We start from the raw sequence: 25,370 nt of genomic DNA on the forward strand, positions 1-25,370 counted from the left end.
CTGACACAAGTTCAGCATGATAAAAAATATTGAAGAAAGAACAAATATATGTTTGAAAATAAAGAACGTACAGATATTAATCAATTAGGAGAGTTTGGTTTAATCAAACACTTAACCACAAATTTTAAAATCAGAAATGGCTATTCGGTAAAAGGTATTGGCGATGATGCTGCTGTTTTGGATTCTAAAGGAAAACAGACACTGGTTTCAACCGATCTTTTATTGGAAGGTATACATTTCGATCTGGCTTATGTACCCTTAATCCACCTGGGTTACAAAGCGGTACAGGTAAACCTGAGCGATATTTATGCAATGAATGGAAAGGCTAGTCAGATTACGGTTTCTATTGGTGTTTCGAGCAAGTTTCCTTTGGAGGCTGTTGAGGAAATTTATAAGGGTATTGAACTGGCCTGCAATAAATACAATATCGATCTAATTGGTGGCGATACTTCGTCGAGTAAACAGGGCTTGGTAATCAGCATTACCAGTATTGGCTATGCCGATGCCGATAACGTGGTGTACAGAAACGGTGCGCAGGAAAATGATTTGCTTTGTGTTTCCGGTGATTTAGGCGGTGCCTATATGGGCCTTCAGATATTGGAGCGTGAAAAATTAATTTACCTGGAAAATCCTCAAATCCAACCTGATCTGGAAGGCAAAGATTACATTATTGAGCGTCAGTTAAAACCCGAAGCACGTATGGATATTGTAGCGCTTTTAGAAGAAATGGATATTAAACCTACTTCGATGATTGATATTTCGGATGGTTTGGCTTCAGAAATTTTGCATTTGGCAACTGAAAGCGATAAAGGCATTACGATTTACGAAGAGAAAATTCCTTTAGATCCGATGACATACGAAACTGCACGTGAATTGGGAATAGATCCAACCGTTTGTGCTTTAAGTGGTGGCGAAGATTACGAATTGCTATTTACAATTAGTCAGGATGATTATAAAAAACTGAAACATGATGTAGATATCACAGTGATTGGCCACGTAACCGATAAAAATTCGGGTTGTAAAATGGTTTCTAAATCAAACAATGTACACGAATTAAAAGCCCAGGGTTGGAACGCTTTTAAATAAATGATAATAATAAGCTATATTTTGAAGAGACCGGCACTTTATTTAAGTGTTGGTCTCTTTGTTTTTTCATTAACCAGACCCGCTTTAATTATTGAAACAGGTAATGGTTTGAAATCTGACGAATCATTTCTCTATTTTATAATTGGCAGTATTGCCACGTTAGGCGGAGGTACTTCAGAGTTTCTGGTATGGCTTGCCAATCCTTTATATTTTATCGCTTTATTCTTATTGATTAAGAATAAAAAGGGATCAATTTATTTTATTATTATAGCAAATTTTCTAGCTATTTCATTTTTACGTTGGAAAGAAATATTGATTTCTGAAAGTGGTTCTACTGGAAAAATTATCTCATTTTCTTCGGGTTATTATTTATGGGTTGCAAGCATTGTTGTTTTGTTTTTTGTAAGTATTTGTCAGTTAAAAAAAGATTCTACATCACTGAAAGAAGTGAGCAATCATTAAATAATGTGGTTTTAAATCCTATTTGATATTTGCTTTTCAGCTGAAAAATTCCTGCAATGACGATTTTTTATTAATGGAGATTAATCTTATTCATACTGATAACCAAATAATTGCACTATATACTGAAGAACAAAAAATATAAAAAAAAATCGTCCAATAGGCTTTAAATAAAAATAACTAACTTAGTAGGTTTTTCGCTTGTGTTTTTATAAAAATTGTAAAAAAAAATCGAGGGGCTTCGCCCCCTTTGTTGCAAAACGACTAAGCTTAATCGGTAATATCTAAATATTTGGTGTCGATTTGTTTTGTTGCTTTTGCCCCGAGTTTTTTAATTTTTTCTGAAGCATTAACCAGATTGCCCGATCCTTCAGATAGCTTGTTCAATGCCTTATCATAAGCATCCTGGCTTTGCTTAACATAGCGGCCAATATTTTCCATATCGCCAATAAAGCCAACAAATTTATCGTACATATTGCCACTTAAACGTGCAATTTCCATTACATTGCGGTTTTGCCGCTCCTGTTTCCACATGCTGGCTATCGTGCGTAAAGTTGCCAGTAAAGTAGACGGACTTACAATGACTACCCGCCTGTCCCACGCAAAATTGAATAACTCTGCATCTTTTTGAACCGCAATGCTAAACGACGATTCTATTGGAACAAAAAGCAAAACGAAATCTGGCGAGTTGATTTTATACAAATCCTGGTAATTTTTAGATGATAACTCCTGGATGTGATTCTTAATAGAGGCCAAATGCTGTTTTACATAGCCTTCACGCTCTTCATCTGTTTCGGCTGACACAGAACGCTCGTAAGCCACTAAACTCACCTTAGCATCTACAATAAGATGTTTATCGTCGGGTAAATCGATTACCGCATCTGGTTGAAAGCGGCTGCCATCTGCAGAGGTGTGTGTGGCCTGTATACGGTATTCCTGATCACGCACCAGCCCTGAGCGTTCTAAAACCTTCTCTAAAATTACCTCACCCCAGTTTCCCTGTTTTTTGCTATCGCCTTTTAAAGCCTTTGTTAAGTTATTGGCATCTTCCTGTATCTGCTTGCTTTGGTCCATCAATAAAGAAATTACCCCTTTCAGTGTATTTCTTTCATCCGATTCGGCTTTGTAAACTTTTTCTACCTTGTCTTCAAAAGCTTTAATGTTCTCTTTAAGCGGATTTAAGATAATGTCGAGGTTAGTACGGTTTTGCTCAATAAATTTAGTCGATTTTTCTTCCAGTATTTTATTGGCAATTAGCTCGAAATCTTTATTAAGTTTTTGTTGTGACTGTTCGAAACTGATCTTTTGCTCAGCCAGTTTTTCTTTTTCGGCCAGGTAAAAAGACCGGGTGCTTTCCAGTTCGCGGTTGGCATCGGCCAGGCGATCGCGCTCCGATTGCAGTTCATCTATCAGGCGCTGTTGCTCCTGCTTAAGCAAAATGGTAACATGTTCTTTCTCTGTCGATAAATTAGCCACCCGCTCTTCGGCTTTGGCCAGGTTAATTTTTAGCGATTCGTTTTCGATCCTTATGCGTTCAAAATCTTCAACTGAAAATTGAGCTAACGTAGTTTGTGGCTTTCTCACCAGCAAAATGATCAAAACAATTAAAACAACAACTAATAATGCAACGGCAATGTACTCCATAATGATAAAAATTTTAGTAAAATTCAAAAAAATAAGTGTATTTACCAAAATAATTCGCCGGCTGTTTTGGTGTTGAGTGAAAAACTAGATGGTCTGTACCAAAGCTTTTAGCATATTTAAAGAAAGCTATTATATTAAAAAGTCAGAAAATCACCGAAAAAATTTTTATCATTGGTTTTCTGTATATAAATGAACGAATTAACTGTACTCATTTCCTGCCCTGACCAGGTTGGTTTAGTAACACATATTACCCGTGTATTGGCTGCGCATCAGCTTAACATTATTGCCATGCGCGAATTTGTTGATGAAGCAAACAAGGCATTCTTTACGCGCATAGCTTGTACCGGAGTGCTGGGAAATGCTGAAGAGCTGAAAGAGAAATTGCTCGAAAAACTTCCTGAAAATGCTGAAGTTAATTTAATAACCCAACAGGAAAAACAGATTGCAGTTTTGGTAACGAAAGAATACCATTGCCTGGCCGAAATACTGATCAAAAACCAATTTAAAACTTTGGGTGCCAATGTAAGGTGCGTAATTGGCAACTATGAGTCGCTATGTGATTTTACAGAAAAACTAGGTATCCCATTCTTTTATGTCGATCATAATGGTAAAGATAAAAGCACTTTTGAAACGGAAATAAAGGAAATTATTAATCAGTTTGATGTAGATTACCTGGTGCTGGCCAAATTTATGCGCATTTTATCGGCCGATTTTGTGAAAGATTATGCCGGTAAGATCATCAACATCCACCATTCATTTCTACCGGCGTTTATAGGTGCTAACCCCTACCGCCAGGCTTTTGAAAGGGGAGTAAAGATTATTGGTGCAACGGCTCATTTTGTAACCGATAACCTGGATGAAGGACCTATTATTACCCAGCATACCAACCATGTTGACCATAATTTTGGCGTTAAGGAAATGGTGCGTGCCGGAAAGGAAATCGAGAAAAAAGTATTGTTGGAGGCGCTTGAATTAATTTTCGAAGACCGGGTTTTTGTAAGCGGAAATAAAACGATAGTGTTTAAGTAGGGCGTTTTGGGCTAAGCGTTTGGCGTATCGTTATATCAAGGATTAATTATCATATAAAACAATATTATAAAAAGGATTTTTTGGGAACCGAATACTTTGCTAACGTTTTAGTAAATTTCTATATTTAGCATCTGCAAATGCTCAATTAACGTATAAACGCTCAAAATGAAATATATATTAATGTTTCTCATACTTTGGTCTATCGGATCAAAAGCTCAAACCGAACTTCAATTTAATCACTCATTAATTAACTGTGAGGATAAGTGGGTTGCTTTTCCAATGAACAAAGACAGCACTTATAATTTTGGATTCATTTATTTGGATAATCAGGCTGGCTTAACCCTTAATGTTGAAGGAACATTTAAGATAGACGAAAATGGAAAATATATAGGGAGAAAGATCAATAATTCGATGGTTAAACATCGTATTCCACCAACTAGAGTTTTGGCTGCCCTTATTCCTACTTCGAAATTTGCCGATCTTCAGATACAGGGCACTCCAGATTGGTTAAAAGGATATAAAACGGATAACAAAGACGTTCACAGGCTTTTTCGGCTAGGATATGTCTGCAATCAGTGGGATTTGGCAGATAGAGCGCTGGTATACTTGGAGAAAGTAAAAGCAATCGATCCAAAATACAATGGATTGATTCTTGAATTTGCTTTTGCCTATAATGTACTAAAGCAATATGATAAGGCAGTTTTTTTATTAAAACAGGCTATTATTGAAAACCCGAAAAATTGTTTGCTACATAGGGAGCTTGTTTATGCTCAACTGAATATTAAATTAACAGATGCCGAAGAAACATATAAAAATGCTGATAAAGATTGTTCTGATAGCGCTTCAAAAAGTGAAATGGCACACAATATAGCTTATCATTACTATCTCTTAAAAAACAAACAGAAGTTTAATTATTGGGGAGATGAAGTTAAAAAGTACAGTAAGACAGGAGATCAGTTTGCGCAAAAATTGACGATGATGCAAGCTGAAATGGATAAATTATAAATTTTTTAAAAGCAGTTCAGCCACATCTTCTCCGGTTTGCGAACCAATAGCAATCCCCATTCCGTTACAGCGCGTTGCGCAAAATACATTGGGCTTAATTTCTTCAATAAGCGATTCGAGTGTTTTGCCGAAAGCCATGATGCCGCTCCATTCCTGGTCTATTTCATAGTGCGTTTGGGGTAAAATCAAAGTATCCAGTAAATTTTGTAAGGCTTGCCGAACTGTTGTTGTTTGCCCAAAAGTGGTGGTTTCTTCTGCTTTGAAATCAATATTACGGCCTCCACCCAGCAAAATCCGGTTGTTGATGTTTCGGAAATAATAATAGCCTTTATCGTAATGAAAAGTGCCTTTAATTTTTAAACCTTTAATGGGTTTGGTAATTAAAACCTGCCCTCTTCCGGGAGCGATGTCTACCTCGGGAATTAAATCCTTAATAAAAGCGTTAGTAGCTACGATCGTTTTTTTGCAGGAAAAAGCACCGTTTGCAGTAACTAAGCTCAGGCCTTGTGTTTCTTCGGCAATATGATTAACAGTGCAATTGTTAAATATGCAAATGCCAAGTTGTTGGGCATAGCCAATCAGGGCAAACATCATTTTACCGGTATCGATCTGCGCTTCGTATTTGTTTTCAATTAATGTTTCAGTTGGTCCGAAACCAAAAGCAGATGCTTTTTTAGGTTTGGCACTAAAAGCATCAGGCCCAACGATATTAAGCGTTAACTTGTTGTAATGTTCAATTTTGGCTACACATGTTGAGGCCAATAAGTGGTCACCTTTTCTAAATATTTCATAGCCACCTAAACACTGGTAATCAATAGTGTTATCGCCAAGTAAATTGCGGAGCTTAAGCAGGCCTTTCCAGCGTTTTTCTATAAGCGCGGCCAAACCGTCCAAACCAGCCTTTTCTTGTTGTTCAATGAGTTCAGAAATGCTGCCAAAGCATGCAAAACCGGCATTTTTGGTGCTTGCACCGGTGGGTAAAAAACCACTTTCAAGCAGCGCTATTTTTAAAGATGGTGCCGATTTTTTAAGGTGTACTGCCGCGTTTAAACCCACAATGCCACTGCCAATAATAATTACATCATAATTAAAAAATGATTCTCTTTCCCAGTATGAAAGTGCATTTGGCATACTATAAATGTACTGTTTTTTAACAATCAAATAATATGGGAACGCTTTTTGATATACTGGATATGAAAAACATACATGAGAAAATGGGAGTTTATTTAATATTAATAATCCCGGTATTGTTACTGAGCATGTTTGTACAATGGCGATTTAGAAACAAGTTTTCCAAATACGCCGAAATGCAATTGAGCTCAGGTTTATCGGGCAAGGAGGTGGCAGAAAGGATGCTGCATGATAACGGGATATACGATGTGAAGGTGATGAGTACCGAAGGACAATTAACTGATCATTATAACCCGACAGATAAAACTGTAAATTTAAGTACAGATGTTTACTACAGCCGCAGTGTGGCGGCAGCAGCAGTTGCAGCACACGAATGTGGTCATGCTTTGCAGCAAGCCAAATCGTATAACTGGCTGCAGTTACGGAGCAGCATGGTTCCGGTGGTAAGCATTTCTTCTAACCTTTTACAATGGGTTTTGTTAATTGGTGTGCTTTTAATCAGTTTTACCGGTAACCCGATTGTGTTGGCAATTGGTGTGGTTGGCCTGGCTTTAATAACTATATTCAGCATTATTACCCTGCCTGTAGAGTTCGATGCGAGCAACAGAGCTTTGGCCTGGTTAAGAAATAATCATGGGGTAATGCAAACGCAGGAAGAAAATACACAAGCTAAAGATGCTTTATGGTGGGCCGCAATGACCTATGTTGTTGCAGCGGTTGGTGCCCTTGCAAATTTGCTATACTATGCTTCGATGCTTTTTGGAAGAAGCAGAGATTAGCAATAATTTATTAAATGCATGATGGTCAGAATTTTATTCTGGCCATTTTTGTTTAAAGATATTTTTGAAATAATGATCCTTTTTTGGAAAGCAGGTTTCGTTTTATTATCGGCGAATGCACCCATGCTCTCCACTTTACTCGTTGCACTCATGTCTGTTACAATCAGGTTTAGGTGGTGCAAGCAGTTCTGCTATTTGTAGTTGCATTAGGCATAAAACTTAAAATGAAATGCTGAAATTGCTTTCTAATAGATTTGTCGTCATTTCGAATGTTTTGGAGAAATCTATAGTTTGATTTAGAGATTTCTAGCCGCCTCTAAGGGCAGGCATTCCGCCACGCTTTCATACGATGGCTATCGGATCGAAATGACGATTTGCGGCAGGACTTAACAATAAAAAAATTAATTCAATTTATAAGGTGCTACAAGCTGAAATTCAGGAATGTCTACGTCGAATTCCGACTCATCTAAAGCACGTTTCATAAGGTAGGTACCTTTCATACTGCCCATATCGGTTTTTAAATTGCAACCTGATACGTACACATGGGTTTCGCCAGGCTGAATGATAGGTTGTAAACCAACAACACCCTCTCCTTCCACCTCTCTCCGGCTACTGTTCGAATCAAAAATAAACCACTGGCGGCGCATCAGTTGTACAGCATAATCAGAAAGATTAGATATTTCTACACGATAAGCGAACATATAATGTTCATTAGCCGGATTTGAATATTCTGGCTGGTAAACCGTCTCTACCGAAACTTTAACCCCATCTGTAATAGCTGTAACCATGATGATAACGAATGTATAAAAAACTGTTCAAAAATCAAGCCAGTACTTTTGTGGCATCGTAATGTGCAAATTTTTCTGCCACTTCTGCTAAAATACTGTAAATGTTATTGATATCGGGCTCGGCCACCAGGCGCATGCGGTAAGGTTTAAAGTCAGGAAGCCCTTTAAAATAATTGGCATAATGGCGGCGCATTTCAAAGATTCCGGTTTTAGGACCTTTCCATTCCAGCGATTTATCTAAATGTGTACGGCAAACGTTAATTCTCTCTTCAATGGTTGGTCCGGGAAGGTGCTCGCCGGTTTCGAAGAAATGTTTAACCTCGCGGAAAATCCAGGGATAACCAATAGCCGCACGGCCAATCATAATGCCATCCACTTCATATTCCATGCGCCAGTTTGCTGCTTTTTCGGGGCTATCAACATCACCATTGCCAAAAATTGGAATCGTAATTCTCGGGTTACGTTTAATTTCCCTGATCAGCGTCCAGTCGGCCTCCCCTTTGTATAGTTGAGCCCTTGTTCTGCCGTGAATGGTTAAAGCCTGAATGCCAACATCCTGTAACCTTTCAGCCACTTCTCGAACATTTTTGGTGTTATCATCCCAACCCAGGCGGGTTTTAACGGTAACAGGCAGGTGCGATGCCTTCACAACGGCATCTGTCATTTTTACCATTTTATCAATGTCCTGAAGGAGGCTGGAGCCAGCGCCTTTGCAAACTACGTTTTTTACCGGGCAGCCGTAGTTAATGTCAACTAAATCCGGTCCGGCTGCAGAGGCAATTTCTGAAGCCTCGCGCATGTGATCGATATCGCCACCAAAAATCTGTATGCCGATAGGTCTTTCATATTCAAAAATATCCAGTTTCTGTCTGCTTTTTGCTGCATCGCGGATCAATCCTTCCGAAGAAATAAATTCGGTGTACATCATATCCGCCCCGTTTTGTTTGCATACGTAACGGAACGGCGGGTCGCTCACATCCTCCATTGGGGCAAGCAATAACGGGAATTCTCCTAAATCAATATTTCCTATCTTTACAGACATTTTCTATCTTCAACGATTAATAAAACATACAAAGGTACAAATAATGAATTTTGTAACACCTAAACGCGAGGAAATCAATCCTTTCTTACAATTACTTTTACTTTTATTTTACGCAGTTGCCGGGGCTTTGGTTTTCGGCATCATTGCATTTGTAATCTGTATTGCCATATATGGGATGGGTTTGTTGAGTAATTTCGACCTGCTTTTATCGGGCGATGCTAGGTATATTTCAGGTTTGAAGGTAATACAGATTTTAAGTTCGATAGGTACATTTATTTTACCTGCGCTAGCCTTGGCCTTAACTGAAAGAACAAAAATTGCCCGGTTTTATAGCTTCAGGCAGCCAAAGGTTTTATTGCTTTTGCTGGTTGTAATTATTATGATAGTGAGTATGCCCTTTATGGAGTGGACAGTAATCTGGAACCAAAAAATGGCTTTGCCAGGCTTTTTAAAGGGGATTGAGGCCTGGATGAAAGAAAAAGAGCAACTGGCAGCCAAAATGACCATTCAGCTAATTACGGTAAGGAGTAATTTCGATTTTATCGTAAACCTGGTAATGATTGCAGTTTTACCAGCCATTGGAGAAGAACTAATGTTTAGAGGCGGTGTACAGCGCTCATTGGAGCGGGCTTTTGGCAATCCACACTTAGCGATATGGCTCTCGGCCATTATTTTTAGTACCATACATGTACAGTTTTATGGTTTCGTACCGCGGATGCTGCTGGGAGCAGGTTTTGGTTACCTGTATTATTATAGTGGCAGTATCTGGTATGCCATGTTTGCGCACTTTTTAAATAATGCTTACGCTGTTTGTGCAGCCTTTTACATGCAAAAACACAATATCCCACTCGATAAAGCCGACGAACCAATCGGATTTCCGTGGTATGGCTATTTAATTAGTGCAATAATTACCATAGCTTTGTTTAAATTTTTTAAAGATAGCGCAGCACGTGAGCGAAAATTGGGTTAAAGTATATACTACCGGCGATGCCTTCGCTGCCGAGGTATTAAAACAGGGCTTAACAGAAGCTGGAATTCCGGCCGTAACGATGAATAAACAGCTCTCGGCTTATTATATTGGCGAAATAAATGTGCTGGTTAATAAAGTAGATTTCAATAAGGCCATCGAATATATCGTCGAAAACGAAATCGAATAACATGTCAAACCTCATCCATTTTACATCCCACATTTTACCTTTTTAGCATGAAAACCAGGGCAATAACCGCTTTCTTTTTTACCATTGTAATGCTTGGCTCTATTTTGCTGGGTACTTATACATTTACCGCATTCTATCTCGTTTTAAGCGTTTTATCGCTGCTTGAGTTTTATAAACTGATTAAAAATTCGGGTATCAGGCCGCATAGAAACATTGGCCTGGCTGCAGGTGCACTTGTCTTTTTAATGGCTGCAGGTTTACATTACCTTAAATACGATGTTAAGTACCTGTTGCTTTGTATACCGCTTATTTTTTCGGTTTTTATTACCGAGTTATACAAGAAAAATAAAATTCCCTTTGCCAATATATCCTACACTTTTGTGGGCTTTGTTTATGTAACCATTCCTTTTTGTTTTTTTCATGCGCTTGGCTTTTTAAAAAACTGGAACGAGTATAATTTTCATTTCCCGCTGGCATTTTTACTGATGTTATGGGCAAACGATACCGGTGCTTATCTTTTTGGGGTAAAATATGGCAAACGCAAATTATTTGAGCGCCACTCGCCTAAAAAGAGCTGGGAAGGCTTTTTTGGGGGTATGTTTACCAGTGTTTTGGTTGCCTATGGCCTATCGTTTCTATTTACTGAAAGTCCAGTTTGGGTTTGGGCAGGCATGGCTTTATTAATTGCCAGCTTTGGTACCCTCGGCGATCTGGTAGAATCGATGTTAAAACGCAGTCTGGATACCAAAGATAGTGGCGGGTTATTACCTGGGCATGGCGGCTTGTTAGACCGCTTTGATGGTTTATTACTGGCAGCCCCTGTGGTTTACGCTTACCTGTATCTGATTTTGTATTAAAGAATAACATTGGCGAGCCTCTTTCGTTTGTTATGAGGACTATAGATGCTAAAATTTAATTGGCAGAAGCAACGACTACATAGTATGCTCTTTCTACATATTCACCGCCGCTACTTTGTACCTGCTCTAATTTTTTAATTGTATTTTTTATGGTAAAGCCGGTACTTTCCAATAGTTGCTGTACTTTTTCTACGCCGTAAAGTGTAAATCCATAAGGAGTAAAGGGCAGTTTCTCCATGAAGGTTTTATCAGCGAAACAAAGCGCAAATAACCCATTTGGTTTTAATACATCCCTAATTTGCTTAAGGTATTGAATAGGTTCTGGCCAAAAAGAAAGGGTATTTACTGTAAAAGCGTTATCGAATTGTTCGTCTGCGTATAGCAGGTCTATACCATTGGTGAGCTGAAAATGAACCAAACCTTTTTCTATAAACGCGGCGTTTATTTTGCGGGCCTCGGTAATCATCGTTTCAGAAATATCTGCGCCGAAGTACCGGATATCATTAGCCTTTTTAAGTAGATATTCGATATGTGAACCATTTCCGTGACCAATCTCCAGTATGATATCTCCTTTTTCAATAACGAGGGCATCAATAGCAGCATGTGTCATCCCAAGATTGTTGATGCTCATCAGCTCACCTGTTTTAATACCCTGTGCGCCTTCAGGACAGGCTAGTTGTTTGGCAATATTTTCTAAATCTGCTGTGCTATGCTGATGTTCCATAAGTTTAAGTTTTTTCAAAAATAAAGGACTGCCCACCTCAACTGTTATATCATTTAGAAAGAGTTTTACATGATTATTTGATTACCTGAACCGGCTTTTTGTTTTCATCTATTGCCACAAAGGTAAAATCGCCATGTACAGCCAGTTCACGGCCTTCGGCATACATTTGTTCGATATAAATTTCGACATTCACTTTTAAACTGGTGTTACCTACATGGTTTACTTTGCCAATTAGCTCTACAATGGTTCCGGCTGGGATTGGTTTTTTAAAATCTATCCTGTCGCTGCTCACAGTAACCATAATCTGCCTGCTAAAACGAGTGGCGGTTATAAAAGCAACTTCATCCATCATGTGCATAGCGGTACCGCCAAAAAGTGTATCGTAGTGGTTTGTGGTATTCGGGAAAACGGCTTTGAAAATACTGGTTTTAGAGTTTTCTATTCTTTCTGCTAAGGTCATTTTTTAGGTATAAGTTATGGTCAAATGTAGAAATTAGCGCCGAAAAATTTTAATTTTTGATAATTTGAAAAATTAAGAAGAAATATTGCATCGATCAAATTCAAAGTTGATACAAGGCGTTCACTGTAACAAATTTAGCGCATGTAAAATCGCTCCACTTTCTATATTATATTTGATTATCCATCAAACTAACTCAATTATGATAAAAAACTACCTGAAAAAGATTTGTTTAGCTTTTTTAATTACCGCTTATTGTGCTGTCCAGGCTCAGGAAGTGCCAACGCCGAAATCGCATTTCGGTTTTGATATTGGCGATAATTACCAGCTGGCCAATTATACCCAAACTTCGGCTTACTTTAAAAAACTGGCCGAAACCTCCAAACGAGTTAAACTGGTTGATATTGGCCAAACCGAAGAAGGAAGAAGCCAGTACATGCTGATTGTTTCTTCGCCCGAAAATTTGAAGAAGTTAGATCGCTATAAAGAAATTTCGCAACAGCTGGCACATGCCGAAATTACGACAGAACAGGCTAAAGCATTAGCCGCCGAAGGAAAAGCTGTGGTTTGGATTGATGGCGGTTTGCACGCCAATGAAGTGGTGGGAGCGCATCAGTTAATTCAAACAGCATATGAATTTGCTTCGAGAACTGATCCGGAAACCTTACGTATCCTCGATAATGTGATCATTTTATTTACACATGCCAACCCAGATGGACAAGAGCTGATGAGTAACTGGTACATGCGTGAAAAGGATCAGAGCAAGAGAACAACTTCGGGTTTGCCGGTTTTGTATGAAAAGTACGCAGGGCACGATAATAATCGCGATTTCTTTATGTTAAACCTAAAAGAAACCCAAAATATAGGTCGACAGCTTTTTGTTGAATGGATTCCGCAAATTATGTACAACCACCATCAGGCAGGCCCGGCAGGAACGGTCGTTGCAGGCCCACCCTACCGCGATCCTTTCAATTATGTATTCGACCCAACTTTGTTAACCAGTTTGGATGCTGTAGGCGCAGCCATGCATACCCGGATGAACGTAGAAAATAAGCCCGGTTATACCCAGCGTGGTGGTTCCGTTTTTTCTACCTGGTACAACGGTGGTTTAAGAACAACAACCTATTTTCATAATATGATTGGCTTACTGACCGAGATTGTGGGCAACCCTACTCCATCAGAAATTCCTTTGGTTCCATCACGCTTATTGCCTAATAGCGATTCTCCGAACCCTGTTACCCCTAGAAAATGGTATTTTAAAAACTCAATCGATTATTCTGTATCGTTAAACTATGCGGTTTTAAACTATGCACAGCGTTATCGTGATGAGCTGTTGTTTAATATTTACCAAATGGGCAGAAACTCTATTGAACGGGGTAAAAAAGACACCTGGTCGTTTTCGCCAAAGAAAATCGAAGCGATTAATAATGCAGCCAAAAAAGATAAAGAAAGCGCAGCCACGGGTGATGCCGACTTCGGCTCTAGGCAACTTAGTATTAAAGCTTTCGATACCGTGATGAAAGCACCTGCAAACCGCGACCCGCGTGGTTATATTGTTTCTGCAGATCAGCCTGATTTTAATTCGGCTATAAAATTTTTAAATGCGCTGATCAGAACGGGCATTGTGGTACAAAAGGCAACGGCAGGATTTACGGTAGCTGGTAAAAATTACCCTGCAGGCAGTTATGTGGTTAAAACCGATCAGGCTTTTCGCCCGCATGTGCTTGATATGTTTGAGCCGCAAGATCACCCTAACGATTTTAAATATGAAGGCGGTGCGCCGATTCCTCCTTACGATGCAGCTGGATGGACTTTGGCTTACTTGATGGATGTTAAGTTCGATCGCATTCTGGATGATTTTTCAGGACCATTTGAGAAAAACCCTTACGGTACTTTGTTAAAGGCCGAAAATAAGTTTCCGAATGGTGCTGGCTATGTATTGAGTGCGGCACAAAACGATTCTTACATGGCAGTAAACGACCTGTTAAAAAACAAGGTTGAAGTATTTCGTTCGACCGAAAATGGCGATTTCTATGTTTCATCGGCTGGGAAACAGGTTTTAGAAAAGGCTAATGTTAAACTAAAAACGGCAGCAGTGCCAAAAGATAAAGTTAAAATTTCGGCATCGCGGATTGCCCTTTGGGACACCTACGGCGGTTCTATGGCATCGGGGTGGGTAAGGTGGATGATGGAGCAGTACCATTTCAATGCCACAGTAATTTACCCGCAAGATATTGATGCAGGCAATTTAAAATCTAAATACGATGCGATTATTTTTGTTGGAGGTGCCATTCCTTCTGTTCAAGGTGGTGGCCGGTCTTTCGCGCCTAAAATGGAAGAAGTTCCGCAGGAATATAGAAACCGCTTAGGCAGGATAAGTGCTGATAAATCGATCCCAGAGTTGAAAAAATTTTTAGAAGCAGGAGGAAATATCGTTACCATTGGCAGTAGCACCAATCTGGCTTATCATTTAAAATTACCTGTACGCAATGCGATGATGGAAATTGTTAATGGGGAAGAAAAAAGGTTACCTGCCGAAAAATATTATGTTCCGGGCAGTGTTTTAAATGTAGCAGTTGACACCAGTTTGCCATGTACCTGGGGAATGGAAAAAGAAGCAGATGTTTATTTTGATAATAGTCCAGTTTTTAAATTAACCGGCGATGCCATTGCATCAGGAAAAATTAAACCCTTAATGTGGTTCGAAAATGCTACGCCTTTGCGGAGTGGTTGGGCCTGGGGACAGGCCTACCTGCAGGACGGGGTAACCGCTTTTGAAGCCAAAGTGGGTAAAGGAAAACTGTTTGCCTTTGGACCTGAGATTGCATTCAGGGCACAAACACACGGTACATTTAAATTGATATTTAATCAGTTATATCAATAATAATCATTACACACGGTTCAAAGGCCACTATCCTAAAAGATAGTGGCTTTTGACTTTCAGCTTACCCTGGGCAAATATAATCGCCCTAATTTTGTATCATGAAAGTAGAAATCTGGTCGGATGTAATGTGTCCGTTTTGCTATATCGGAAAAAGGCATTTTGAGCAAGCTATCGAAACGCTGCCTTTTAAAAATGAAATTGAAGTAGATTGGAAAAGTTATCAGCTTAATCCTGAATACCACAATACCAACAACGAAACGGTTTACGATTACCTCTCGCGTAGTAAGGGAATGCCTGTTGAGCAAGCCAGGCAAATGACCAAACAAGTTGTTGATATGGCTGCAAATGCAGGTTTAACTATCGATTTTGATACCAACATACCTGCCAATACCTTTAATGCGCACCGTTTAATTCATTTGGCGGCAAAGCATAACCTGCAGGACCTGGCTGAAGAAAAACTGTTTGAAGCACATTTTGTGAAAGCGAAAAATATAGGAGAAACCAGTGTTTTGGTTGATGTTGCAATAGAAATCGGTTTAGATAAAGCAGAAGCTGAAGCAGTTTTGGCTGGTGATCAGTTTGCTGAGGCAGTGCGTTACGATATTTATGAAAGCCAAAACCTGGGCATTCGTGGAGTTCCCTATTTTGTAATGGACAGAAAATATGGAGTTTCGGGTGCGCAACCCATACAGGCTTTTACCGAGGCTTTGACACAAAGTTTTAAAGAATGGAAAGAAGCACAACCTAAAACAAAGCTTACCTCTTTAAATAAAACCGGCGACGCCATTTGTGATGAAAACGGTTGTGAGATATAACTTTGTTCCCTCAGATTAAGCTGGTCTGCGGGAACAAATATCATACTCGTCATCTCGACTGGAACGCAGTGGGATGGAGAGATCTATCCCGAGACAGATTTAGCTTCGCTGAGCACTCCTATGTTTGTTTTCAATCGAAAAAGAGATAAATTAGAAATACTTAAGTGAAAAAGAGTGAGAGAGGATCTGAGCCTAAACAGCTTCGTGGTTCTAGACTGCTTTACACTCCGCTCGAAATGACGGTAACTTTGAGAGAGTCAGATCCTTCGACTATGCTCAGGATGACGACCTACCAGGCTGGTGTTACCGTTTATTTTTCAACGGGGTTAATAAATATTCCAATCCATTAACCCGTATTTCGAACATCGTAGCCATTAAGTCGCCCAGCTTCCCTTTCGGAAATCCTTTATCCTTATACCATAGCAAATAACTTTCGGGGATATTGCAGATCAGGTAACCCTTATATTTTCCATAAGGCATCTGCATTTTCACTAAATCGAGTAAAAGGGTTGGGTCTAACATTTAAATATAAAATTAGGAAAAACGTTAATTCAGTCAATGTGTTGATCAAATTAACGTTTTTTAATCGATAAGCGCTAAAACCTCTATTGCTTCTTCAACATTGCTAATGTTATCAAAAGCAATTCGCAGCGTATTTTTAACCTCTTTTAAATTGCACATTCGCGGGTGGTTTTGGGCAAACGTTAAAATTTTGGTGAAGGTATTCGAATCAAAATACTTCGATTGCTTATCACTTAAGAAATAGCCCCTTAAACTGTTTTTCTTGAAACTGATTTTCTCGAAGCCCAGTTTTTTGCCGAACCATTGTAAACGTACTACGCTAAGCATGGTTTTAACCTGCGGTGGAACTGGGCCAAAGCGATCGGCTAAATGCTTTTCAAAGATGGCCAAATCGTTTTCGTTATCGAGCTTAGAAAGTTCGGTGTATAAATTGTATCGCTCAGTTATATTGGTGATGTAGGCATCCGGAATGTAGAGCTCTAAATCGGTATCAACCTGCGTAAAACCAACAAAAGGTCGCTCAGGTTCATTCTCAAATAAACCCTTAAATTCTGCTTCTTTAAGCTCCTGAATGGCTTCATCCAAAATTTTATGGTACATTTCGAACCCGATTTCAGCAATGAAACCACTTTGTTCGGCGCCCAGTAAGTTTCCACTACCCCTGATATCCAAATCGCGCATGGCCACGTTAAATCCACTGCCCAGATCAGAAAACTCTTCAATGGCACTTAAACGCTTCCGGGCTTCAGAAGTGAGCGTAGATAATGGTGGTGACAATAAATAACAAAAAGCTTTTTTATTGCTTCGACCTACCCTACCACGCATTTGGTGTAAATCACTCAGCCCAAACATGTGGGCGTGGTTAATGATAATGGTATTGGCGTTGGGGATATCCAAACCAGCTTCGATAATAGTCGTAGCTACCAGAACATCTTTTTCGCCGTTAATGAAATCGAGCATTACATCTTCCAATGCATCGCCATCTAACTGACCATGGGCAATACCTATGCGTGCTTTAGGCACCAGTTTCTGAATCAGTCCACCCAGTTGCATCAGGTCGTTTACCCGGTTGTGAATAAAGAAAACCTGACCTCCACGGTCTAATTCGAATTGTACAGCTTCCTGAATCAGCTTATCGTTAAAAACGTGCAATTCGGTGCTTACCGGCTGGCGGTTAGGTGGTGGTGTGCTGATAATCGATAAATCACGCGCTCCCATTAACGAGAAGTGCAAAGTCCTTGGGATAGGTGTTGCTGTTAAAGTCAGGGTATCAACATTTACACGCACAGCTTTTAATCGCTCCTTTGCACTCACCCCAAACTTTTGCTCCTCATCAATAATCATGATGCCCAGATCCTTAAATTTGACATCTTTACTCAGCAAACGGTGTGTACCAATTAAAATATCAACTTTTCCGGCTGCTGCTTCTGCAAGCGTATCTTTTATCTGTCTATTGGTTTTAAAACGGTTAATGTAATCAACCGTAACCGGAAAATCTTTTAAACGCGAAGAAAAGGTTTTGTAATGCTGTAAGGCTAAAATGGTTGTAGGTACCAGAATGGCGGCCTGTTTGCCTTCGGCAACGGCTTTAAATGCTGCACGAACTGCAATTTCGGTTTTGCCAAAGCCCACGTCGCCACAAACCAGGCGATCCATTGGGTGTGGCGCTTCCATATCCTTTTTCACATCCTGCGTAGCTTTTAGCTGATCGGGGGTATCTTCGTAAATAAAGGAAGCCTCAAGTTCAGTTTGCAGGTAACTATCGGGAGAAAATGCCGTTCCGGCCTGTGTTTTACGCAAGGCATAAAGCTTAATCAGGTCGCGGGCAATATCTTTAACTTTTTTTTTAGTAGTTTTTTTTAGCTTATCCCAGGCATCGGTACCCAGTTTGTTCATCTTGGGTACACCGCTTTCTTTGCCGCTGTATTTGGCAATGCGGTTCAGCGAGTTGATGTTTACATAAAGCAGATCGTTATCGGCATAAATTAAACGGATCATCTCCTGGGTTTTACCGTTAACCTCTACTTTTTCCAATCCGGCGTATTTTCCAATACCGTGGTCGATGTGTGTAACATAATCGCCTGATTTAAGTTCCCTCAAATCTTTCAGGGTAATGGCCTGACTTTTTTGATAGCCTTTTTTAAGCTTGTATTTGTAGTAACGATCGAAAATCTGGTGATCGGTATAAAAAGCAGTCTGGATTTGCGGATCTACAAAGCCCTCGCGCAGCATGCTGTTGATTGGCGTAAACTTGGCCGTTTTATCAATATCTTCTAAAATGGCATACAAACGCTCTATCTGCTTTGGCGAATCGGTAAAGATAAAGTTAACAATACCGGCTTTTTCATTCTCCTTAAGGTTATGGATAAGCAGATTAAAATCTTTATTGAATGAAGGTTGTGGCTTGGTTTCGAACTCAAAACGATCGTCGGTTTTGTAGAAAAATTGCTTTCCAAACTCAATCAGCGGAAAATCGTGAAGGTGATCTCCCAATAGCTTTTCATCAGTAAAAGCAAATTTCGGATCAATCCACTCGGGATTTTGACTTTTATCGGCTGCAGGTAGAGCTTTCCAAAGCTCAACCGCCTTTTTAAAACCTGCTTTTACAATATCGAGTGTGAATTCTACATCTTTAAACCAGAGTTGGGTATCCTGATCAATGTAATCGAGAATACTGATATTGCTTTCAGTTAAGAATTTGGCCTGTACGTTGGGTACAATGGTTAGCGATTTAACATCTGCTACAGAAAGCTGGCTCTCGATTTCGAAACTGCGGATACTTTCTACTTCATCGCCAAAAAACTCAATCCGGAAAGGCAGATCAGAAGAGAACGAAAAAATATCTACAATACCACCGCGGATTGAAAACTGGCCGGGTTCATACACAAAATCCGCTCTGTCGAAATCGTAATCAATTAAAAACTCATTGATAAAATCAATGCCCAGCTTGGCGCCGATGCTAATTTCGAGGGTGTTTTTTTCAAGCGCAGAGCGGTCAATAACTTTTTCGGCAATGGCCTCAGGATACGAAACAACTATTTTGCCATATTCCGAGTCATGGTTCAGTTCGTTTAAAACCTCGGCGCGCGCAAGTACATTAGCAGTGTCAACCTGTGTAAAATCGAATGATTTGCGGTACGATGACGGAAACAGCAAAACCTGCTTATCCAGCACACTTTCAAGGTCAGACTGAAAATAGGCGGCCTCCTCCCTGTCGGGTAAAACGAAGAGCAGCGGCTTGTGTAATAAAAAATAAGAGGAAAGGGCAACAATAGCATCGGCCGAACCCACCAGTCCCTTTAATTGTACTTTCGGGTATTTGGTGCCGTTCAACGTCTTGGTAAATTGAGTTACCCTATCGTCGGTTTTGTATCTGTTTATTAAATCGCGAATGTTCAAGGCACAAAAATAAGCTTATCTTTTAATATTAACCTGTAATTTGTGTAAAGGTTTTTTTAACTATTTTTGGCCGGGGTAGCATACAAAAATCAATTTTGAAAATAAATAACTACGCATTGTTAGATAGTATCACAAGTTTGGTCGAAATATATCCCCCATTCGTCGATTAAGGGTAAATTGATGTAACAAAGGCAGTGGTATAGCCTCTAATTTATATAAAAAGTGAAACAATGGGCAACATTAAGCGCTTTCCATTAGAACTTGTTTTCTGGGTAATAGCATTAGTGTTATTGGCAACAGCAAATAGCCACGAACATCACTTCACACTTTGCCCGCTGGCTAATTTAGGCTACGGGGGCTGGTGTCCGGGATGTGGGATTGGCAGGTCGATAAGTCATATTTTTCATGGCGAATTTACTGAAAGCTTTGCTGAACATTGGTTCGGGTTTCCGGCACTTTTAATTATACTTTACAGAATTTATATACTAGCAAAAAAGATAAAAACATTTAAAATTTTAACCTCAAACAGATAAACACCATGGATATATTTCAATCACCTCTGATGTCGTTACCAGGTATAACACCAGATGAATACTCATACTTACAACAGGCAACTACAGGTTTAGACGAGCAACAGTTGCGCAATTTCTTAATGATTTACAGCAGCAAAAGAAAAAATCCATCAGATATGTTAATTTTCTGTTTGATCGGACTCTTCGCTGTACCGGGATTGCAAAGATTCATTATCGGTCAGATTGGTATGGGTATCTTGTATCTTTTAACTGCAGGTCTTTGTTTCATCGGTTCGATAATCGATGTGGTAAACCATAAAACCCTTGCCTTTGAGCACAACCAGAAAATGGTTTTCGAAAGTTTACAGATGGTAAGAATGGGTGGCGGATTTGCGCCTAAGGTTTAATAAAAATCTGATATTAGTTTCTACATTATAGCCCGGGATTTAAATCCCGGGCTATAATTTTTTTTTATATTTAACACATGAAATTAGCCGAAATAACCAATTATTTAGAAAGCATTGCCCCTCTCAATTATCAGGAAGATTACGATAATTCGGGCTTAATTGTTGGCGATCCGAATATGGAAATCAGAGCTGCCCTAGTTGCATTAGATTGTGTAGAAAAGATTGTAGATGAGGCCATTTCTGTAGGTTGCAACCTCATTATTACCCATCATCCAATTGTTTTTAAAGGCTTAAAAAAGCTGAATGGTAAAAACTATGTAGAGCGTGTTGTACTTAAGGCCATCAAGAATAATATTGCACTTTATGCTATTCACACCAATTTAGATAGTATCCATACCGGCGTAAACGCCCGTATTTGTGAGCGTTTAGGCTTAACTGGTACCAAGGTGCTTTCGCCCAAAGCCGGCTTGTTAAAAAAGCTGGTTACCTATTGCCCGCAAGCGCAGGCAGAGCAATTGCGTTCGGCTTTGTTTTATGCTGGAGCGGGTAATATTGGCAATTACAGCGAATGCAGTTTTAATGCTGATGGTTTTGGTACTTTTAAGGGCAATGAGGAATCAGATCCCTTTGTAGGCGAAAGAAGCATTCGCCATCGCGAGGCAGAAGTACGTATCGAAATGGTTTACCCGGCCCAGGCCGAACGGAAAATATTGGTGGCTTTGTTCGAAAACCATCCGTATGAGGAAGTCGCCTACGATATTTACAAGTTGGAAAACAAACACCAGCTGGTTGGTTCGGGTATGGTGGGCTGGCTGGAATATGATATGGATGGTTACGATTTTCTGCACCTAGTTAAAGACAGGATGCAGGCACGTGTAGTTCGGCATACCGAAGTAATCAACAAAAGGATCAAAAAGGTAGCGGTTTGTGGCGGTTCGGGTAGCTTCCTTTTAAGAGAAGCAATTGCCACCGGAGCCGATGCTTTTATTACTGCAGATTTCAAATACCACGAGTTTTTTGATGCAGAGGAAAAATTGATCATTGCCGACATCGGACACTTTGAAACTGAACAATTTACCTCAAATTTATTGCTTGAAATTATTCAAAAAAAATTTACTAACTTTGCAATCCGTTTAACGGAGCAAAATACAAACCCCATAAATTACTTGTTTTAATGGAACAAACCGTAGAACAAAAGCTAAAGGCTTTATACGAATTACAAAATATCCACACAAAAATTGATAAAATCCGTCAGGTACGTGGCGAATTACCAATGGAAGTTGCAGATCTTGAGGATGACGTTTTAGGATTAGAAACCAGAATTTCAAAAATTAAAGGCGAACTTGATGATCTTGAGGATTCGATCGTAACCCGTAAAAATACCATCAAAGATGCACAAGCTGCAATCAAAAGATACGATTCTCAATTAAAAGAAGTTAAAAACAACCGTGAATACGATGCTTTAACCAAAGAAATTGAGATTCAGGGTTTAGATATTCAGGTATCTGAAAAGAAAATTAAAGAACACGGTTTCGAAATTAACTCTAAAACTGAAATCTACGAAGCAGCTAAAGGCGAGTTAGATGGCAGAAAGAAAGATTTAGAAACTAAAAAAGCAGAACTTGATGTAATTACTGCAGAAACTGAAAAAGAAGAGCAGGATTTACAGAAAAAAGCAGATAAAGCAGAGCCTCAAATTGAGGAACGTTTACTGGTTGCATACAAACGTTTACGCAAAAATGCGGTTAACGGTTTGGCAGTAGTAACTATCGATCGCGATTCTTGCTCAGGTTGTTTCAACCAGATCCCGCCTCAGCGTCAGTTAGATATCCGTCAACGTAAAAAAATCATCGTTTGCGAACACTGCGGACGTATTTTGGTTGATGAAGCATTAACCCACGAAGTAGCAGAAGCTTAATCAGCATTGCAAAAGCATTAAAAACGTCCCGACTTAAATCGGGACGTTTTTTGTTTAGCAACAAAACAACACGCACATTTTAACGTTAAATGTAGATATTTGTTTAAATGTGAAAGCTGTTGCTCGGGCGACATCAACCTAAAAGAAAATACCATTTTTCAGCATGATTAAAAGCTTACGTTTCGCCTTCCTTGCCTCTCTTCTGATATTTCCGTCTATATTATTTGCAAACTTTGATTACAACGCCAATTGCTTAAAAGCTTATAAAAGCATTTTCGAATTAAAGCTGGGTAATGCCCGCGCTTATATTGCTACTGAAAAAAAGCAGAGGCCTAATAATTCGATCATTCCGTTGCTTGAAAACTACATTGATTATTTTACAATCATCACATCTGAAAGCAAGGCCGATTTCGATCGTCTAAAAGGAAATAAATCGACCCGTTTAGACCAGATTTCGGATGATGATAAAAGCTCTCCCTATTATCTTTATGCCCAGGCTGAGATTAATTTACAATGGGCGTTAATTCATGGCCGTTTTGGCGAATTTTTTAATGCCGCAATGGAAATTAAAAGAGCCAACAGCCTTTTGCAGGAGAACAGCAAAAAATTCCCAAACTTTCCACTAAACGCAAAAGGTTTAGGTTTGGTTAATGCGGTTTTGGGCAATCTGCCTGATGGTGCACTGAAAAGCGCATTGGCTACATTCGGTATAAAAGGAAACCTTCAAAACGGCTTAAATATGTTCGATAAGCTTGCCGAAAGTTTATCAAGTTCTTCATACGAGCCATTTTATGAAGAAGTGGTTTTTTACTATACCTACGTACTTACAGATGTTGCGCATAGCCCGTCGGCTTATGCGAAAATGATGAAGTATACTGAACGCATTGCTGATACCAGTTTATTAAAAAGCTATTTACAGAGTTACGTTAGCATTAAAACAGGTCATAACGAAGAAGCCATTCAGATTTTAGCCAAAAAACCTGAGGGAGGTGTTTACCAGCCTTTCCCTTATCTCGATTATCTGGAAGGTGTTGCACACTTGAATAAATTAGACCTCAATGCGGCGACTTATTTTAACCGCTTTTTGCAAACGAATAAGGGCGTAAATTATATTCGCGACGCCAATATTCACCTTGGTTGGATTGCGCTCTTAAAAGGCGATAAAACGGGCTATACCGCCTATGCAAACAAAGCGCTTAATTCGGGTTATTTATATCACGATAAAGATAAGCAGGCCAAAAATGAAGCAGCAGGTACTCCCCCGCTGGTTGATTTGCTAAAGGCCAGGTTATTGTACGATGGCGGCTATTTAAATAAGGCGCTACAGGTGTTGGATGATAAGAAAACCACCGATTATGCAAGCGACCGGGATAAAACGGAGTTTAATTACCGTTTGGGTAGAATTAACGATGATCTTGGGCGTGATGATCAGGCATTAACTGCTTATCAGGCAACTATTAATCAGGGTAAAAACCTGAAATATTATTTTGCAGCAAATGCAGCCCTGCAAATGGGTAAAGTTTACGAAAAGAAAAAAAATGTATCAAAAGCAAAAGAGGCTTTCAATACAGCCATTTCCATGAAAAACCATGAATTTGAAAACAGTATTGAAAGCCAGGCAAAAGCCGGATTAAAACGCTTATCGAATTAAAAACGGTGTATAAACGCGTTGATGTGCATGCCTGCGCCAACTGAAGCGAAAACAGCAATATCGCCTGCTTTAACCTTATAACCTTCAACCTGCTCTTTTAAAACAAGGTCTAACAAGGTTGGTACAGTAGCTACCGAACTGTTTCCGAGCCACGAAATAGTCATTGGCACCAGATTTTCGGGTACGGTATCTTTGCCATATAATTTAAACAGGCGTTTCATAATGGCGGTATCCATTTTACCATTTGCCTGGTGTACAAATACAATATTAATATCTTCTACACTCAATCCGGCTTTATCAATCGCTTTTTTAATTACCTGGGGTACCTGAACTACCGCAAACTCATAAAGTTTCCTGCCATTCATTTTAAGGTAATAATTGCCGCTTGTTTCATCTGGGTGAGAACCTTTTCCCATGGTTAATAAATTGCCATAGTTTACAGCATGTGTTTCTGTTTTATGAGCCAGTATCCCTTTCTTCTCTTCGGCCTCTTCGGCTTCGAAAATTACAGCACCTGCACCATCAGAAAAGATCATACTGTCGCGGTCGTGTGGATCGATAATGCGGCTCAGTGTTTCGGCACCAATAACCATTACACGTTTGGCGTCTCCACTTTTAATGTAGTAATCTGCCTGTATTGCTCCCTGAACCCATCCAGGGCATCCAAAAATAATATCGTAAGCCACACAATCGGGGTTGTGTATGCCCAGTTGTTGTTTAACTTTTGACGCCAGTGAAGGCAAAATATCGCTGCGATTGCTACCCAGAGGAATATCGCCGAAATTATGGCAAAAAATAATATAGTCTAATGTTTCCTTATCAATACCGGCATTTTCGATCGCTTTTTCTGCTGCCTTAGCACCTATATGGTTGCTCAATTGCTCAGGGCAAGCATACCGTCTTTCTACAATTTCTGTAATTTCTGAGAATTTATCGATGATCTCAGCATTTTCCTTCTCCAGTCGGCTTCCATTCTCAAAAAACGTAGCATTTAAGAATTCGTTACCAGAAATAATATTCTGCGGAATATAACTTCCAGTACCGGCTATTACCGTATTTATTACTTTGCTCATAAATTATAATACCGCATACTAAATCGGTATG

At 39.5% G+C, this 25,370-nt stretch carries 24 protein-coding genes; 15 read left to right on the forward strand and 9 right to left on the reverse strand.

All coding sequences use genetic code 11. From position 1 onward, the window contains the following. Nucleotides 1–48: 48 nt before the first annotated feature. Nucleotides 49–1,086 carry a thiamine-phosphate kinase gene (gene thiL, locus DBR40_RS06550; protein WP_124558947.1) on the forward strand — a complete coding sequence of 346 codons (1,038 nt, stop codon included), beginning with the start codon at nt 49–51 and terminating at the stop codon, nt 1,084–1,086. Beyond that, nucleotides 1,087–1,548: a hypothetical protein gene (locus DBR40_RS06555; protein ID WP_233603820.1), complete on the forward strand. Its 462-nt coding sequence runs from the start codon at nt 1,087–1,089 to the stop codon at nt 1,546–1,548. Between the two features lie 267 nt (nt 1,549–1,815). On the opposite strand, the gene rmuC is transcribed toward DBR40_RS06555, so the two are convergent. Further along, nucleotides 1,816–3,189 carry a DNA recombination protein RmuC gene (rmuC, locus tag DBR40_RS06560; protein WP_124558949.1) on the reverse strand — a complete coding sequence of 458 codons (1,374 nt, stop codon included), beginning with the start codon at nt 3,187–3,189 and terminating at the stop codon, nt 1,816–1,818. 189 nt (nt 3,190–3,378) lie between these two features. Between rmuC and purU the strand changes: the two genes are divergently transcribed. Both purU and DBR40_RS06570 read left to right on the forward strand, forming a co-directional pair. Beyond that, complete coding sequence (gene purU / locus DBR40_RS06565; protein ID WP_124558950.1) at nt 3,379–4,218, forward strand: formyltetrahydrofolate deformylase; 840 nt, start codon at nt 3,379–3,381, stop codon at nt 4,216–4,218. Between the two features lie 165 nt (nt 4,219–4,383). Continuing rightward, on the forward strand, nt 4,384–5,223 hold the full coding sequence (locus tag DBR40_RS06570; protein WP_124558951.1) for a tetratricopeptide repeat protein: 840 nt from the start codon (nt 4,384–4,386) through the stop codon (nt 5,221–5,223). Here DBR40_RS06570 and DBR40_RS06575 read toward each other — a convergent pair. Then, the gene (locus tag DBR40_RS06575; RefSeq protein WP_124558952.1) at nt 5,218–6,354 is read right to left on the reverse strand and encodes an NAD(P)/FAD-dependent oxidoreductase; all 1,137 of its coding nucleotides are present in this window, start codon (nt 6,352–6,354) and stop codon (nt 5,218–5,220) included. The genes DBR40_RS06570 and DBR40_RS06575 overlap by 6 nt on opposite strands. Nucleotides 6,355–6,437: 83 nt before the next feature. Here DBR40_RS06575 and DBR40_RS06580 point away from each other — a divergent pair, with 83 nt between their 5' ends. Continuing rightward, nucleotides 6,438–7,133 carry a zinc metallopeptidase gene (locus DBR40_RS06580; RefSeq protein WP_124559022.1) on the forward strand — a complete coding sequence of 232 codons (696 nt, stop codon included), beginning with the start codon at nt 6,438–6,440 and terminating at the stop codon, nt 7,131–7,133. Between the two features lie 401 nt (nt 7,134–7,534). Here the strand turns inward: DBR40_RS06580 and apaG are convergent, their stop codons facing one another. Both apaG and dusB read right to left on the reverse strand, forming a co-directional pair. Beyond that, nucleotides 7,535–7,921, reverse strand: a complete 387-nt coding sequence (apaG, locus tag DBR40_RS06585; RefSeq protein WP_124558953.1) for a Co2+/Mg2+ efflux protein ApaG — start codon at nt 7,919–7,921, stop codon at nt 7,535–7,537. Nucleotides 7,922–7,955: 34 nt separating this feature from the next. Next, nucleotides 7,956–8,963, reverse strand: a complete 1,008-nt coding sequence (gene dusB / locus DBR40_RS06590; protein WP_124558954.1) for a tRNA dihydrouridine synthase DusB — start codon at nt 8,961–8,963, stop codon at nt 7,956–7,958. A 43-nt stretch (nt 8,964–9,006) separates the two neighbouring features. Here dusB and DBR40_RS06595 point away from each other — a divergent pair, with 43 nt between their 5' ends. From DBR40_RS06595 to DBR40_RS06605, 3 genes are read left to right on the forward strand one after another with little or no spacing between them, the layout of a single operon-like run. Further along, the gene (locus tag DBR40_RS06595) at nt 9,007–9,933 is read left to right on the forward strand and encodes a CPBP family intramembrane glutamic endopeptidase (protein WP_124558955.1); all 927 of its coding nucleotides are present in this window, start codon (nt 9,007–9,009) and stop codon (nt 9,931–9,933) included. Further along, complete coding sequence (locus tag DBR40_RS06600) at nt 9,914–10,120, forward strand: putative signal transducing protein (protein ID WP_158673996.1); 207 nt, start codon at nt 9,914–9,916, stop codon at nt 10,118–10,120. Before DBR40_RS06595 ends, DBR40_RS06600 begins: the two co-directional genes overlap by 20 nt. A 47-nt stretch (nt 10,121–10,167) precedes the next feature. Next, the gene (locus DBR40_RS06605) at nt 10,168–10,977 is read left to right on the forward strand and encodes a phosphatidate cytidylyltransferase (RefSeq protein ID WP_124558957.1); all 810 of its coding nucleotides are present in this window, start codon (nt 10,168–10,170) and stop codon (nt 10,975–10,977) included. Between the two features lie 55 nt (nt 10,978–11,032). Here DBR40_RS06605 and DBR40_RS06610 read toward each other — a convergent pair whose 3' ends face one another. Then, the gene (locus DBR40_RS06610) at nt 11,033–11,701 is read right to left on the reverse strand and encodes a class I SAM-dependent methyltransferase (RefSeq protein ID WP_124558958.1); all 669 of its coding nucleotides are present in this window, start codon (nt 11,699–11,701) and stop codon (nt 11,033–11,035) included. Between the two features lie 73 nt (nt 11,702–11,774). Continuing rightward, complete coding sequence (locus tag DBR40_RS06615) at nt 11,775–12,161, reverse strand: acyl-CoA thioesterase (RefSeq protein ID WP_124558959.1); 387 nt, start codon at nt 12,159–12,161, stop codon at nt 11,775–11,777. 199 nt (nt 12,162–12,360) lie between these two features. Between DBR40_RS06615 and DBR40_RS06620 the strand changes: the two genes are divergently transcribed. Together DBR40_RS06620 and DBR40_RS06625 are read left to right on the forward strand one after the other, a co-directional pair. Further along, nucleotides 12,361–15,042 carry a M14 metallopeptidase family protein gene (locus DBR40_RS06620; RefSeq protein WP_124558960.1) on the forward strand — a complete coding sequence of 894 codons (2,682 nt, stop codon included), beginning with the start codon at nt 12,361–12,363 and terminating at the stop codon, nt 15,040–15,042. A 98-nt stretch (nt 15,043–15,140) separates the two neighbouring features. Then, complete coding sequence (locus DBR40_RS06625; RefSeq protein ID WP_124558961.1) at nt 15,141–15,857, forward strand: DsbA family oxidoreductase; 717 nt, start codon at nt 15,141–15,143, stop codon at nt 15,855–15,857. Nucleotides 15,858–16,160: 303 nt separating this feature from the next. Here DBR40_RS06625 and DBR40_RS06630 read toward each other — a convergent pair whose 3' ends face one another. Both DBR40_RS06630 and mfd read right to left on the reverse strand, forming a co-directional pair. Then, nucleotides 16,161–16,379 (reverse strand): DUF3820 family protein, encoded by a 219-nt coding sequence (locus tag DBR40_RS06630; RefSeq protein ID WP_124558962.1) that lies wholly within the window; start codon nt 16,377–16,379, stop codon nt 16,161–16,163. A gap of 60 nt (nt 16,380–16,439) precedes the next feature. After that, nucleotides 16,440–19,778: a transcription-repair coupling factor gene (mfd, locus tag DBR40_RS06635; RefSeq protein WP_124558963.1), complete on the reverse strand. Its 3,339-nt coding sequence runs from the start codon at nt 19,776–19,778 to the stop codon at nt 16,440–16,442. Between the two features lie 230 nt (nt 19,779–20,008). On the opposite strand from mfd, the gene DBR40_RS06640 reads away from it, so the two are divergent. The 5 genes from DBR40_RS06640 to DBR40_RS06660 all read left to right on the forward strand — a co-directional run bounded on the left by DBR40_RS06640 (nt 20,009) and on the right by DBR40_RS06660 (nt 24,266). Then, nucleotides 20,009–20,311 carry a DUF2752 domain-containing protein gene (locus tag DBR40_RS06640; protein ID WP_124558964.1) on the forward strand — a complete coding sequence of 101 codons (303 nt, stop codon included), beginning with the start codon at nt 20,009–20,011 and terminating at the stop codon, nt 20,309–20,311. Between the two features lie 5 nt (nt 20,312–20,316). Next, a complete protein-coding gene (locus DBR40_RS06645; protein WP_039474059.1) occupies nt 20,317–20,697 on the forward strand; it encodes a TM2 domain-containing protein in 381 nt (126 codons plus the stop codon). 77 nt (nt 20,698–20,774) lie between these two features. Continuing rightward, nucleotides 20,775–21,872: a Nif3-like dinuclear metal center hexameric protein gene (locus tag DBR40_RS06650; protein ID WP_124558965.1), complete on the forward strand. Its 1,098-nt coding sequence runs from the start codon at nt 20,775–20,777 to the stop codon at nt 21,870–21,872. Further along, a complete protein-coding gene (locus DBR40_RS06655) occupies nt 21,872–22,615 on the forward strand; it encodes a zinc ribbon domain-containing protein (protein ID WP_124558966.1) in 744 nt (247 codons plus the stop codon). The genes DBR40_RS06650 and DBR40_RS06655 overlap by 1 nt, the downstream gene beginning before the upstream one ends. 163 nt (nt 22,616–22,778) lie before the next feature. After that, entirely contained in the window at nt 22,779–24,266 is a 1,488-nt protein-coding gene (locus DBR40_RS06660) for a tetratricopeptide repeat protein (RefSeq protein WP_124558967.1), read from the forward strand. Here the strand turns inward: DBR40_RS06660 and DBR40_RS06665 are convergent. Beyond that, entirely contained in the window at nt 24,263–25,339 is a 1,077-nt protein-coding gene (locus DBR40_RS06665) for a 3-oxoacyl-ACP synthase III family protein (RefSeq protein WP_124558968.1), read from the reverse strand. The two genes, DBR40_RS06660 and DBR40_RS06665, sit on opposite strands and share 4 nt — an antisense overlap. Nucleotides 25,340–25,370 lie beyond the last annotated feature (31 nt).

The organism is Pedobacter sp. KBW01 (assembly GCF_003852395.1).
Classification (GTDB): Bacteria; Bacteroidota; Bacteroidia; order Sphingobacteriales; family Sphingobacteriaceae; genus Pedobacter.